Origin of the sequence: Photobacterium sp. J15 (genome assembly GCF_963870815.1) — a bacterium.
GTDB classification, from domain to species: domain Bacteria; phylum Pseudomonadota; class Gammaproteobacteria; order Enterobacterales; family Vibrionaceae; genus Photobacterium; species Photobacterium marinum.
In genome coordinates, this window is the sequence record NZ_CAWMUI010000001.1 from 779,540 (window position 1) to 792,053 (window position 12,514).

Annotated in this window: 14 protein-coding genes; 3 read left to right on the forward strand and 11 right to left on the reverse strand. The window is 48.7% G+C overall.

Annotation, left to right across the window (positions count from 1 at the left end; translation table 11 throughout):
* Positions 1-789, forward strand: coding sequence for a DUF4198 domain-containing protein (locus tag AACQ93_RS03860; RefSeq protein WP_007468374.1), 789 nt, complete (start codon positions 1-3; stop codon positions 787-789).
* 116 nt (positions 790-905) lie between these two features.
* Here AACQ93_RS03860 and bcp read toward each other — a convergent pair whose 3' ends face one another.
* Positions 906-1,376 (reverse strand): thioredoxin-dependent thiol peroxidase, encoded by a 471-nt coding sequence (bcp, locus tag AACQ93_RS03865; RefSeq protein ID WP_064602340.1) that lies wholly within the window; start codon positions 1,374-1,376, stop codon positions 906-908.
* Between the two features lie 10 nt (positions 1,377-1,386).
* Entirely contained in the window at positions 1,387-1,926 is a 540-nt protein-coding gene (locus tag AACQ93_RS03870; protein ID WP_064602342.1) for an ACT domain-containing protein, read from the reverse strand.
* Between the two features lie 257 nt (positions 1,927-2,183).
* Between AACQ93_RS03870 and dapA the strand changes: the two genes are divergently transcribed.
* Both dapA and bamC read left to right on the forward strand, forming a co-directional pair.
* Positions 2,184-3,065 (forward strand): 4-hydroxy-tetrahydrodipicolinate synthase, encoded by an 882-nt coding sequence (gene dapA, locus AACQ93_RS03875; protein WP_064602343.1) that lies wholly within the window; start codon positions 2,184-2,186, stop codon positions 3,063-3,065.
* Positions 3,066-3,095: 30 nt separating this feature from the next.
* Positions 3,096-4,124 (forward strand): outer membrane protein assembly factor BamC, encoded by a 1,029-nt coding sequence (bamC, locus tag AACQ93_RS03880; RefSeq protein WP_064602345.1) that lies wholly within the window; start codon positions 3,096-3,098, stop codon positions 4,122-4,124.
* Positions 4,125-4,237: 113 nt separating this feature from the next.
* Here the strand turns inward: bamC and lipA are convergent, their stop codons facing one another.
* From lipA to rsfS, 9 genes are all read right to left on the reverse strand, one after another.
* Positions 4,238-5,206 (reverse strand): lipoyl synthase, encoded by a 969-nt coding sequence (gene lipA, locus AACQ93_RS03885; RefSeq protein ID WP_064602347.1) that lies wholly within the window; start codon positions 5,204-5,206, stop codon positions 4,238-4,240.
* A complete protein-coding gene (lipB, locus tag AACQ93_RS03890; RefSeq protein WP_369808734.1) occupies positions 5,206-5,865 on the reverse strand; it encodes a lipoyl(octanoyl) transferase LipB in 660 nt (219 codons plus the stop codon). Before lipB ends, lipA begins: the two co-directional genes overlap by 1 nt.
* Before the next feature lie 106 nt (positions 5,866-5,971).
* The gene (gene ybeD, locus AACQ93_RS03895; RefSeq protein ID WP_007468389.1) at positions 5,972-6,247 is read right to left on the reverse strand and encodes a DUF493 family protein YbeD; all 276 of its coding nucleotides are present in this window, start codon (positions 6,245-6,247) and stop codon (positions 5,972-5,974) included.
* Positions 6,248-6,408: 161 nt separating this feature from the next.
* Positions 6,409-7,584 (reverse strand): serine hydrolase, encoded by a 1,176-nt coding sequence (locus AACQ93_RS03900; protein WP_007468391.1) that lies wholly within the window; start codon positions 7,582-7,584, stop codon positions 6,409-6,411.
* Positions 7,585-7,775: 191 nt separating this feature from the next.
* Positions 7,776-8,582, reverse strand: a complete 807-nt coding sequence (locus AACQ93_RS03905; RefSeq protein WP_064602349.1) for a septal ring lytic transglycosylase RlpA family protein — start codon at positions 8,580-8,582, stop codon at positions 7,776-7,778.
* Between the two features lie 3 nt (positions 8,583-8,585).
* The gene (gene mrdB / locus AACQ93_RS03910) at positions 8,586-9,707 is read right to left on the reverse strand and encodes a peptidoglycan glycosyltransferase MrdB (protein ID WP_064602351.1); all 1,122 of its coding nucleotides are present in this window, start codon (positions 9,705-9,707) and stop codon (positions 8,586-8,588) included.
* On the reverse strand, positions 9,704-11,659 hold the full coding sequence (gene mrdA, locus AACQ93_RS03915; protein ID WP_064602352.1) for a penicillin-binding protein 2: 1,956 nt from the start codon (positions 11,657-11,659) through the stop codon (positions 9,704-9,706). The genes mrdB and mrdA overlap by 4 nt, the downstream gene beginning before the upstream one ends.
* Before the next feature lie 6 nt (positions 11,660-11,665).
* Positions 11,666-12,136 carry a 23S rRNA (pseudouridine(1915)-N(3))-methyltransferase RlmH gene (gene rlmH / locus AACQ93_RS03920; protein ID WP_007468400.1) on the reverse strand — a complete coding sequence of 157 codons (471 nt, stop codon included), beginning with the start codon at positions 12,134-12,136 and terminating at the stop codon, positions 11,666-11,668.
* Between the two features lie 6 nt (positions 12,137-12,142).
* Positions 12,143-12,460 (reverse strand): ribosome silencing factor, encoded by a 318-nt coding sequence (rsfS, locus tag AACQ93_RS03925; RefSeq protein WP_064602354.1) that lies wholly within the window; start codon positions 12,458-12,460, stop codon positions 12,143-12,145.
* Positions 12,461-12,514 lie beyond the last annotated feature (54 nt).

The following is a 12,514-nucleotide window of genomic DNA, read 5'->3' on the forward strand; positions in this document are numbered from 1 at the left end:
ATGAAAAAAACGCTTCTTACCACCCTTGGTGCTGCCGCTCTGGCTGTTTCTGGTGCTGCTAATGCACACTTCCAGTTGGCTTACACGCCGGACGTGCTGCTAGAAAAACCAACTGAAATGAATATGAAACTGGTATTTGGCCACCCAATGGAAAATGGACATGTTATGGACATGGATAAGCCAGAGCAGTTCTTTGTTCAGTTCAAAGATAAGCGCATCGACCTGATGAGCAAGCTAAAGCAAATTAGCTGGGAAGGCCCAGAGAACACAGCAAAAGCTTACCAGGCTGATTACAAAGTGAAGCGTAACGGTGACTACGTATTTGCGGTTGTTCCAGCTCCGTATTACGAAAAAGGCGAAGATATTTACATTCAGCAAATCACTAAGTCTTACGTGAACAAAGGTGGTCTGCCTACTGGTTGGGAACAGCCTCTTGGTCTGCCAACCGAGATTGTTCCTCTGAACAAACCTTACCAGGTATTTGCTGGTGGCACTTTCTCTGGTCAGGTACTGTCTGAAGGCAAACCAGCTGCAGGTGTTGAGTGTGAGATCGAATACATCAACACAGATATTGACATGAAAGGTAACGCATTCGGTAAAACTACACACCGTGAAGCGCCTGAAACTGCTATCGTAGCGATTACCGATCAGGATGGTGAATTTACGTTTGGTATCCCTAAAGCGGGCGTTTGGGGCTTTGCATGTCTGGGTTCAGGCCCTGCAACAGAGCACAAAGGCAAAGAACTGTCTCAGGATGCAGTTATCTGGGTTAACGCAACAGAGCTGTAATTACCTCAGCTTGCATTCATAAGTCGCTCATAAAAAAATCCCTCGGTAAAGGCCGGGGGATTTTTTTGAACATCTGCTCAAATAGATTTTTAAACCGACGTTGAAATCAATCAGTATCAGGCGTTGTCGTTCAGGTAGTTCAGTACGACTTCATGGTGATCCTTGGTCTTGAATTTATTGAAGACGTGTTCAATCACACCTTCCTCATTGATCAGGAAGCTGATGCGGTGCAGCCCGTCATAGATTTTACCCATGAACTTTTTCTCACCCCAGACTCCGAATTGGTCAGCAACCGCGTGGTCTTCATCAGACAACAGAGTAAAGTTCAGGTTATCGCGTTCAATAAATTTAGGCAGGCGCTTGACGGGGTCGATACTGATTCCCAGAACCACAATATTATGTGCGTCCAGCTCTGCTTTGCTGTCACGCAGGCCACATGCTTGAACGGTGCAGCCTGGCGTCATGGCTTTTGGGTAGAAATAGGCCAGTACTTTTTTACCTTTAAAGTCAGTCAGACTAACTGGTTGGTTGTCCTGGTTCATGAGCGTGAAGTTTGGCGCCAGCGTACCGGCGGTCAATGTCTTCATAGTTTTTTCCTTATTGATTATGGCCGATGAATGTCACTGTGCCGCTGGCAAGCAGATCCTGGCAGAGTGCTTCATATTCTTCTTGTATAGTTGTTAAGTTACAGTCTTCAGGCAGGTTGGCACTGATTTGTAACTGAAAACGGTTCGGATCACCCTCTTGACCTGCTTCATGGGTATGCGCACTGAGTGAGGCAATGTCAATTTGCCGGTTGGCAAAGAAACGGGTGAACTGTTCGATAATTCCCGGTGCATCGTCAGCTTCGATATGGAAGTCGGCGGTATAGGGGAATAAGCGATACTCGTGCTTGGTGGTACGCTTCATCACGGTCAGCAGATCATGCTGTTGTGCCTTTAATGGTAATGTCGATTCCACCCGGGAAATGGCATTAGCATTACCGGAAAGTAGCATGATAAGGGTGAACTCTCTGCCAAAGATGGCAAGCCTGCTGTCGACAATATTGCAGTCGCACTGACTGATTAGTCGGGTGACTTCATCTGATATGCCCGGGCGGTCCGTACCTACGGCGGTGACAACTAAATAATGTTCCATATCTATACACATCTGATTGTTATTATCACTGGCATGGTAGCACAGTCATTGTAAATCAGGCTATCGGTGCTGGAGTCACTGCTGTTTGAATCGAAGAAGTTGTGATGAATGGAATGAAATCCTGAGAACTCGCCGAAAAATAACACATTATTGCCAACTATTGGACGGGTTTTACTTAACTGATTTACATACATCTGTCTTGAGTTTACTGTAACTGAAAAGTACCATGACAACTTACATATACAGGGGAGATGGACATGTTTTCAGGAAGCATGGTTGCGTTGGTTACGCCACTGGATGAAGCCGGTGAAGTTGACTATGCCAGTTTGGCATCATTAGTTGAATATCACATTGCAGCAGGCACTGATGCAATTGTGGCAGTAGGAACGACAGGGGAGTCAGCAACTTTAACTGTTGATGAGCACGTAAAAGTGGTCATGAAAACTTTGGAATATGCCAAAGGTCGAATTCCTGTTGTTGCTGGTACCGGCGCGAATGCTACTCATGAAGCCATCACCTTCAGTAAACTTTTCAACGGCTCTGGTGTTGCCGGTTGCCTGACTGTTACGCCTTATTATAACAAGCCGACTCAAGAAGGTTTGTACCAGCATTTTAAAGCAATAGCGACAGCATCAGAACTGCCTCAGATTCTTTACAATGTACCTTCTCGTACCGGCGTTGACCTGCTACCAGAGACTGTTGCTCGCCTTGCTGAAATTGAGAATATCGTTGCGATTAAAGATGCCACGGCTGATTTGTCTCGAGTGCAAAAAACTCGGGAACTTTGTGGGGAAGACTTCATCCAACTTAGCGGTGATGATGCTACAGGGTTAGATTTTGTTGCAGCAGGCGGACATGGGGTTATTTCGGTGACGGCTAATGTGGCCGCAGCAGAAATGGCAACCATGTACAAGCTGGCACTGTCTGGTCAGTTTGATGCTGCAAAGGAAATTAACGAACGCTTGATGCCTTTGCATAAAGAGCTATTTGTTGAATCTAATCCAATCCCGGTGAAATGGGCAGCATATCAACTGGGTTTAATTGAGCACGGAACCTTGCGCCTGCCACTGACTGAGCTGAGTGAACCTGCACAGCAAGTGGTGACTGAAGCGCTGAAAGATGCCAATGTGCTGCTGTAATTTGCGAGAGCGTAGGAGCGCGAAAGCTTAATGAATAATAAATACAGGCTGGCGGTAACCGCAGTAATGGTTGCTGTTTTAGCGGGGTGTTCTGGTGGTGCGGAACGCCGTCGCCAGGCGAACCAGGATTTCAATTACCTTGAAACTAAACCTTTGGGTGCATGGAATCTACCTGCTGAAGCTCAAGCTTCACAGGTTTATGATTATGCGATCCCTGCCCAGAATTTTCAGGGAGAGTTGGGTGCAGGTGTTGATATCCGTCCGCCGCAGCAGGTGCTGGCTTTGATTCCGGGCGCCCGGGCAGTGAAAGATGCGGATGGTGTTAGCCTGTTATTACTCAAACCCGAAGAGCTGACCAAAGTCTGGCAACTGACTCAACGCCTGATTAGTGAGCGGAACATTACGTTGCGCAGCCAGTCTGCAAATGCGATGGAAACTGATTGGGTCAACTGGACTAATGAGGATGAAGAAAGCGAGATTGGCAGCCGTTATCTGATCGAGAAGTCATCTGAAGTAAATCGTTATAGCTATAAGATTTCTTTGATTGACTGGCGTGAAGGCGGTAAAACTACTCCGGTTTCTGCGATTAACAAAGAACGTTACAGCATTCTGATGACCAACCTGGTGATGTCTCGCTATGATGAGCAGGAGCGCGAACTGGCCCGCTTGCGTGCTCAAGAGCTGGTTAAGCAGATCCCTATTTCAATGGGTCAGGACCGTAGTGGTTTGCCGGTTATCATTGCCCGCGCTCCTTATAATGTGTTCTGGGAACGCTTACCGAATATGTTGGGGCAGTTGGGCTTTACTGTGGAAGGCCGAAATCGCTCGCAGGGTATTGTTGAAGTGAAGTTCCGTTCACCGGATGATGAATTCTGGACTGAACTGGGAACTCAGCCAATTGAGCTTGATAATCGTTCATACCGACTGCAGTTAGGTGATTTGGGTAACCGTACGTCAGTCAATGTAACAGATACGGATGGTAAGCCCGTCACAGAAGAAGCACTGAAGAGTATGGCTCCTGTATTTGCTGCGGCAATTGAACGCGCTAACAAGAGCTAATCATTTTTCAGTATGATTAAAAAACCGCTCCGGCAATGCCGCAGCGGTTTTTTTGTATTTGCTGAACAAGAAGCGAAGAGCATGTTTTTCCCTTGCTCCTCGCTTTGAAGTGATTATTTCACTTCTTTGCCTTGCGCCTGAAGGTCGGCGTGGTAAGAAGAACGAACAAACGGACCACAGGCGGCATGGGTAAAGCCTAGCTCCAGTGCGATCTCTTTCAGTTCGTCAAATTCTGAAGGTGGTACATAACGCTCAACCGGCAGGTGGTGACGGCTCGGAGCCAGGTATTGGCCCAGCGTCAGCATTGTCACACCGTGAGCGCGCAGATCCTTCAGCACTTCAACGATTTCTTCTTTGGTTTCACCTAAACCCATCATCAGGCCAGACTTAGTTGGGATCTCAGGGTGCATTTCCTTGAATTTCTGTAGCAGTTCCAGCGACCATTTATAGTTCGCGCCCGGGCGAGCTTTACGGTACAGGCGTGGCGCTGTTTCAAGGTTATGGTTGAATACATCCGGCGGGTTATCACGCAGGATTTCCAGAGCACGGTCCATACGGCCACGGAAGTCCGGCACCAGTGTTTCAATCTTAATGTCCGGGCTTTTAGCTCGGATTTCTCGGGTACAGTCAGCGAAGTGCTGAGCACCGCCATCGCGCAGATCGTCACGGTCTACAGAGGTGACTACGACATAGCGCAGCTTCATATCTGCGATGGTCTGTGCCAGTTGAGCCGGCTCTTCGGCATTCGGTGGCAGTGGACGGCCGTGGGCAACATCACAGAACGGGCAACGGCGGGTACAAATGGCACCCAGGATCATAAAGGTGGCAGTACCGTGGTTAAAACACTCTGCCAGGTTAGGGCAAGAGGCTTCTTCACACACAGAGTGAAGCTTGTTCTTGCGCATCGCTGACTTAATGTCTTGAATTCGTTGGCTGTCAGCCGGCAGTTTGATTTTCATCCACTCCGGCTTACGTAAAACTTCCTTTGGGGCTTCTTCCGCGACATTGCGAACCGGGATAAGCGCCATTTTATCGGCGTCACGGTATTTGACACCTTTCTCTATTTTAATTGGTTTGCTCATTATGAATTGCTTTCCGTTATCCACTCAATGCTCTGATAATCGAGCAGTTTGACTAGCTCATCTATAAGTACAGGCTGAACTTTGGCAAGTTCAGACGGGCCATTAAGGACTGCCACCTGGGTCATTTCCATCCCCTGGTAGCCGCACGGGTTAATGCGTAAAAATGGCTCCAGATCCATATTTATATTGAGTGCCAGACCATGAAAAGAGCAACCACGCCTGATTCTCAGTCCGAGCGAGCATATCTTTTTATTGTCGACATACACACCGGGAGCGTCCGGGCGGGCATAGGACTCTATCCCGAAGCGGGAAAGAGTATTTATTATCGTATTTTCAATGTGCGTAACTAAATCGCGCACACCGAGCTTACGACGTCGCAGGTCAACGAGAATATAAGCAATCTGTTGGCCAGGGCCATGATAGGTTACCTGACCGCCGCGATCACTTTGAACCACTGGGATATCACCGGTGTTGAGCAGGTGTTCGGCTTTCCCGGCCTGACCTTGGGTGAACACAGGGTTGTGCTCAACCAGCCAGACTTCATCTGTGGTGTCGGTATTACGTTGATCTGTGAATTCGTGCATGGCTTGCCAGGTTGTTTGGTAATCCTGGCGGCCAAGGTCTCGAACGATAATGTTATTATTCAATTTAATACCCATTTTGTTGGCTGGTAATACCTTAAAACGGCATCACTTATAGGGGCATTATAAAACTCGGCGGCTGTTTTTACAGCCGCCAATTTGTAGGGTTATATACCGTATTGTTTTAAAGAACTACGCGAACAATTTCAATGTCACCCAGCTCTTTATAAAGCGTTTCAACCTGCTCGATAGAGGTTGCGGTAATTGTGACAGAAACAGCACTGTAAGTGCCTTTGCCGCTTGGTTTCACTGTTGGTGAGTAATCGCCAGGGGCATGACGCTGGATAACTTCAACAACCAGATCCGGAAGTTCAGGTTTATTAAAACCCATTACCTTGTAAGTGAATTTACAAGGGAACTCTAACAGATCTTTAAGTTTTGGCTGTTCTTGCTGCTGCATTCTGAACTCCAGGATTATGCATTGGTATAACTGTATGTAGCCGAGCATATTAATGGGTCGACCACTATAAAACAAGCATCAGGAACCGGGCTGTCCGGAGCCCTGAAAGTAAAAGAGGTAACCGAAGTTACCTCTTTTTATTGATTAATCAGACAGCTGAATTAGCTCAACCAGCCTTTGAAAAGCAGCATAATGTAATCAATCAGACGACTGAAAAGACCGCCCTCGTTGACATCGTTAAGAGCCAGTAGCGGGTATTCTGCAATGTCTTCATCACCGACGCGGTAGTAAAGCTTACCAACAACATCACCTTTTGAAATCGGAGCCTTCAGCTCTTTTTCCAGAACGAAGCTGGCTTTTAGGTCTTTAGTCTGGCCGCGAGGCAGGGTAACGAAGGTATTTTCACTTACACCCAGAGATACTTCGTCAGTGTCACCCATCCATACTTTCTCGGTAACGAAAGTTTCGTTCGCTTTGTGTGGAGACACCGTTTCGAAGAAGCGGAAGCCGTAGTTCAGCAGCTTTTTACTTTCCGCTTTACGGGCATTCGGGCTGTCTGTACCCATTACTACAGCGATCAGGCGCATCTTGCCTTCTGTTGCCGTACTTACCAGGCTGTAACCGGCATTGTTGGTGTGACCGGTTTTCAGGCCGTCTACATTCAGGCTTTTGTCCCACAGCAGGCTGTTACGGTTGTACTGAGTAATGCCGTTGTAGGTAAATGACTTCTCTTTGTAGATCGCAAACTCTTCTGGTACGTCGCGGATCAGGCCTTGTGCCAGCAGTGCCATATCATATGGCGTAGTTAACAGGCGCGGGTTGTCCAGGCCGTGAACGTTGGCAAAGTGAGTAGAATCCATACCCAAGGTTTTGGCCCAGGCATTCATTAAATCGACAAAAGAGTCTTCTGAGCCGGCAACATGTTCAGCCATGGCAACACATGCATCGTTACCAGACTGGATGATGATACCGCGGTTCAGATCAGAAACTTTAACTTCGCTGCCTACTTCGATGAACATCTTGGACGAACCCGGGAAGTTCTTCGCCCATGCATTCTTGCTGATCACGACAGTATCGTTCATCGAGATGTTGCCACGCTTAACTTCCTGACCGATAACATAGCTGGTCATCATTTTAGTCAGGCTGGCTGGCGGGATTTGGTTATATTCTTTGTTTCCGGCCAGGATTTTGCCGGAATGGTAGTCCATTAGTACGTAGCCTTTCGCAGCGATCTGCGGAGCTTCAGGAACGACAGCTGGTGCGGCTGCGACAGACACTGAAGCCAGCATGGCTGCTGATACAGCTACAGAACGAAAAAGTGCAGCAGATTTCTTCATGATAGTTGTAACTTTATTTGTCGATTGCAAAAAAAACTGCACACACTATATCAGATTGTAAAACGAGAACCCACGATTGCCGCTACTGAAACAGGGCATGTTTGAGATTCTTGATATTCTTTGACATTAATCTGTGTGTATCAGTTGTCGATACCCCCAAGTGTTGGGGACACTTGGGTATAGAGTCTGAATTATTGCTTTTGTTCCAGTTCTCGCTGAGATGTGATGATAAAAGCACCCGGATAGCTGCCTGCTTGGGCTTTATCACGCTGAGCGATGGCCTCGTCGCGGTCAATATAAGGGCCAAGGCGAAGGCGGTACACTTCAGCAGAGTCAGCTTTTTTCATATCAACAGTGGTTGCGTAGTCATGTTCTAACTGTTGGGCCATCTGCTTTGCTTTAGCTGCATCGGTGACGGCTGCCAGCTGGACAAAATAGAAGTTCGGGTTGGCACTTTGCCATTCATCGGTGGATTCGGGTTTCTGTACCCGGATCAGTTCAATTTTGACCGGTGCGGTTCCGTTTTTGATTATGTCCAGTTTCGCTGCTGCTGCCATGCTGAGGTCAATGATTCGCCCATCATGAAACGGACCGCGGTCATTAACGCGAACAATGGCCGTTTTGCCGTTGCTGGTATTGGTGACTTTGACATAACTCGGTAGCGGCAGGGTTTTATGGGCTGCTGTCATCGAGTACATATCATAAATTTCACCGTTAGAGGTTTTGTGACCGTGGAATTTCTGGCCATACCAGGAAGCATAACCTTCCTCAGTGAATTCACTGCTGCTGTTAACGATTTTGTAGTCTTTTCCGCGTAGGGAGTAGTCTTTGTTACCTGCCAGGCTTTGAGGCTCATAGCGCGGCTGTGCATCTTCGATATGATCCAGTGTCGGTGATGATTCCGGAGCCACATCGTCAGCAAGGTCGTAACGTTGATTGTCTGGTGTCGAGCTACAGCCTGTCAGTAACAACAAAAATAAAACAAAGTATGCGCGCATTTATCAGGTCGCCTTAGACAACATTTTTCTATGGGTGTGAATTGACATCAGGATCCCGAAGCCGGCCATCAGGGTTACCATGGAGGTGCCGCCATAACTGACCAGCGGCAGGGGAACCCCGACCACAGGTAACAGGCCGCTTACCATCCCGATATTAACGAAGATATAGACAAAGAAACTCAGTACGATACTGCCAGCCATCATACGGCCAAAGGCGGTCTGGGCCCGGCTTGCCAGTAATAAGCCGCGTCCAATGATAAACAGGTAGATACCAAGCAGGCAAAGCACGCCGAATAGTCCCCATTCTTCAGCAATGACGGCGAAGATGAAGTCGGTATGGCGTTCAGGCAGGAACTCCAGCTGGGACTGGGTGCCGTGCAGCCAGCCTTTGCCGACCAGGCCTCCTGAGCCTATAGCGATCTTTGACTGGATAATGTGGTAGCCGGCTCCGAGTGGATCAGACTCTGGATTAAACAGAGTAAGTACCCGCTGACGCTGATAATCACGCATTAGGAAGAGCCATAAAACAGGGATGAATGCGCCCAGCATCACAGCCGCTGCCCCAATGAGTCGCCAGCTGATCCCGGACAGAAACAGCACAAAGATCCCTGAAGCTGCGATCAGAATGGATGTACCGAGGTCCGGCTGTTTGGCAATCAGGATCGTCGGCACAAAAACCATGACAAGGGCAATGACAATGTTACGCAGAGTCGGGGGCAGTGGTTGCTTGCCGATAAAGCGTGCCACCATTAGCGGTACGGCCAGTTTTATTAGCTCAGAAGGCTGAAAGCGAACAAATCCTAGGTTCAGCCAGCGCTGTGCCCCTTTGGAGGCTTCACCGAACAGGAGTACTCCGAGTAACAGCAACAGCCCGACACCAAATAGGTAGGGAGCCCATGTTTCGTAATGCCGGGGAGCAATTTGTGCCAGAATAAACATGATCCCGAGCGACAAGAGCATACGTACAGCCTGGCGTTCCATCATCGCCAAGTTCTGCCCGCTGGCACTGTACATTACCATCAGGGCAAAACCCATCAGAGTCAGGATGCCCAGCAATAGCGGGATATCCAGATGTAGGCGGTCGCCGAGTGTTTTTTTCTTTCCTGTCGCGTCCATGATACTCATTGGTTCACCTCGGCTAACTTAGCATCCCTTACTGCCTGTTGTGACTGTTCGTCCACGGGTTTTAACAGCATATGGTCGAAGATTTTACGGGCAACCGGACCACCGTTGGATGAGCCGCCACCGGCATTTTCCAATACCATAGATACGACGATTTCAGGTTTATCAAACGGAGCAAAAGCGGTAAACAGGGCATGGTCTCTCAGGTGCTCTTCCAGCTCTTCGGCGTTGTATTTCTGGTTTTCGGCTAAGCCAAATACCTGGGCCGAACCGGATTTACCACCGGCCTTGTATGTTGCGCCGTGGAATGCTCGTCTTGCTGTCCCTTTTTTGCCGAACAGTACCTGATACATACCTTCTTTAGCGACGTCCCAGAACTTTGGATCGACATTAACGATAGGCGGATAGTCATCAAATTTAGCCGGCTTCTCACCGTCTTCACCGATAATATCTTTGAGCAGGTGCGGCGCTTTAACAACACCATTATTAACTAATACTGTGGTTGCTTTGGCGATCTGGAGCGGGGTAGCCGTCCAGTAACCCTGGCCGATACCAACTGGGATTGTGTCACCCTGGTACCAAGGTTTGCGGAAGCGAGCCTGCTTCCATTCACGGGTCGGCATATTGGCCTGGCTCTCTTCGTGGATATCTATACCTGTGTATTCACCGAAACCGAAACGCCTCATCCAGTCAGACAGGCGGTCAATACCGAGATCATAGGCTATCTGGTAGTAAAAAGTATCGACAGATTCTTCGATTGCCTTGTAGATATTAACCTTGCCATGGCCCCAACGACGCCAGTCACGGAAGGCCCGGCTCTTGGAGTTTGGTATTTTCCAGTAACCCGGATCATTTCGGGTGGTTCGGGTGGTGATCACCCCTTCAGTCAGCGCAGCTACGGCAATCATTGGCTTAATGGTGGATGCCGGCGGATAGATACCTAAAGTGATGCGGTTAACCAGAGGACGGTTTTTATCGTGCAGCAGCTCGCGGTATTTCTTACCGGAAATGCCATGAACGAACAGGTTCGGGTCATAACTCGGGCTGGACACCATCGCCAGTACCGAGGAGTCACGCGGGTCAAGAACCACTACAGAACCACGTTTACGTTTGATAATTTCTTCGCCGGTATCCGGATCCAGCTTGCGTTCGGTCAGCAGTTCCTGGACATACAGTTGTAGCTCTATATCTAGATTCAGTCGAATATCTTTGCCCGGAACCGGGGGAACATATTTCAGGGTGCGGATGATCCGGCCACGGCTGTTGACCTCGACTTCTTGATAGCCGGAAGTACCGTGCAGCAGATCTTCATAATATTTTTCGATACCGATCTTGCCGATATCGCGGGTGGCTTTGTAGTTGTTGATCTTTTCATCGCGTTCCAGCTTCTGTAAATCGCGATCGTTGATCTTGGCGACATAACCCAGAACATGAGTCAGGGCTTCACCATAAGGGTAATAGCGTTTGAGGTATGCTTTAACTTCAACGCCGGGAAATTGGTGCTGGTTGACGGAAAACAACGCAACCTGCTCTTCTGTCAGCTGGTTAAGCATCGGAACAGATTTAAAGCGACGGGTACGGCGGCGCTCTTTTCGGAATCGCTGGATGTCTTCGTCAGTTATCCCCATCAGATCTTTAAGGCCGATAAAGGTTTCTTCGAGATCAGGCACTTTTTCTGTGGTGATTTCCAGGGAATAAACAGGGCGGTTTTCAGCCAGCAGAATACCATTGCGGTCGTAGATCAGCCCGCGGTTAGGAGCAACCGGAACAACTTTGATCCGGTTGTCATTAGAACGTGTTTGGTAGTCTTCATGCTGGCGAACCTGAATGTTATACAGGTTTGCCAGCAGCACACTTACCAGCACGATGATGCCGATAAATGAGACAAGAGCACGGCGGAAAAAGAGTGCCGACTCAGCGCGGTGGTCGCGGATCTGGGTTCGCTTTTGTCTCATTGGCAATTATTCTCTGTGGTAAGGGTGGTTGGCGGTAATACTCCACGCGCGGTAAAGGCTTTCGGCCATCACCACTCGAACCAGAGGATGAGGTAAAGTCAGGGGAGACAATGACCAGCTTTGATCTGCTGCGGCTTTACAGGCTGGTGCCAGCCCTTCCGGTCCGCCGATCAGGATTGATACATCGCGTCCGTCCAGCTTCCAGCTTTCCAGTTGATCAGCCAGTTGCTCAGTGTCCCAGCGCTTACCCGGAATATCCAGAGTAACAATGCGGTTACCTTTGGGAACCGCTGCTAGCATTGCTTCGCCTTCTTTTTGCAGAATACGGGCGATGTCGGCATTCTTGCCTCGTTTTCCTGCCGGGATCTCAATCAGTTCCAGCGGCATGTCTTTCGGGAAGCGTCGGCTGTATTCTTTATAGCCTTCTTCAACCCATTTCGGCATCTTGGTGCCGACAGCAATCAATTGAAGCTTCATCGTCAGTTAGCCCCAAAGCTTCTCCAGTTGGTACAGGTTACGTGCGTCTTCCTGCATAATGTGCAGCATCACGCTTCCCATATCAACAATTACCCATTCGCCGTCTTCTTCGCCGCTGATACCGAAAGGAGGGAAGTCGATCAGCTTGGATTCTTTGTTAACGTGATCGGCAATAGAAGCAACGTGGCGGTTTGATGTACCGGTACAAACGACCATGAAGTCGGTAATGCTCGACTTACCGCGTACGTCGATAGTCACAATGTCTTTAGCTTTGATATCGTCAACTTTATCTACGATGAAATCGTGTAGTTCTTGAACCTGCAAAGGGATCCCCTCATTTGAGTGAATTGGTGTTAATTATTGGCCTCAGCCCAGGCT

Bases quoted from the DNA above. Each gene is read 5' to 3' on its own strand.
- AACQ93_RS03905 (WP_064602349.1), bottom strand. From the start codon at position 8,582: ATGCGCGCATACTTTGTTTTATTTTTGTTGTTACTGACAGGCTGTAGC.
- ybeD (WP_007468389.1), bottom strand. From the start codon at position 6,247: ATGCAGCAGCAAGAACAGCCAAAACTTAAAGATCTGTTAGAGTTCCCT.
- dapA (WP_064602343.1), top strand. From the start codon at position 2,184: ATGTTTTCAGGAAGCATGGTTGCGTTGGTTACGCCACTGGATGAAGCC.
- AACQ93_RS03900 (WP_007468391.1), bottom strand. From the start codon at position 7,584: ATGAAGAAATCTGCTGCACTTTTTCGTTCTGTAGCTGTATCAGCAGCC.
- lipA (WP_064602347.1), bottom strand. From the start codon at position 5,206: ATGAGCAAACCAATTAAAATAGAGAAAGGTGTCAAATACCGTGACGCC.
- mrdB (WP_064602351.1), bottom strand. From the start codon at position 9,707: ATGAGTATCATGGACGCGACAGGAAAGAAAAAAACACTCGGCGACCGC.
- rlmH (WP_007468400.1), bottom strand. From the start codon at position 12,136: ATGAAGCTTCAATTGATTGCTGTCGGCACCAAGATGCCGAAATGGGTT.
- mrdA (WP_064602352.1), bottom strand. From the start codon at position 11,659: ATGAGACAAAAGCGAACCCAGATCCGCGACCACCGCGCTGAGTCGGCA.
- AACQ93_RS03860 (WP_007468374.1), top strand. From the start codon at position 1: ATGAAAAAAACGCTTCTTACCACCCTTGGTGCTGCCGCTCTGGCTGTT.
- lipB (WP_369808734.1), bottom strand. From the start codon at position 5,865: ATGGGTATTAAATTGAATAATAACATTATCGTTCGAGACCTTGGCCGC.
- bcp (WP_064602340.1), bottom strand. From the start codon at position 1,376: ATGAAGACATTGACCGCCGGTACGCTGGCGCCAAACTTCACGCTCATG.
- AACQ93_RS03870 (WP_064602342.1), bottom strand. From the start codon at position 1,926: ATGGAACATTATTTAGTTGTCACCGCCGTAGGTACGGACCGCCCGGGC.
- bamC (WP_064602345.1), top strand. From the start codon at position 3,096: ATGAATAATAAATACAGGCTGGCGGTAACCGCAGTAATGGTTGCTGTT.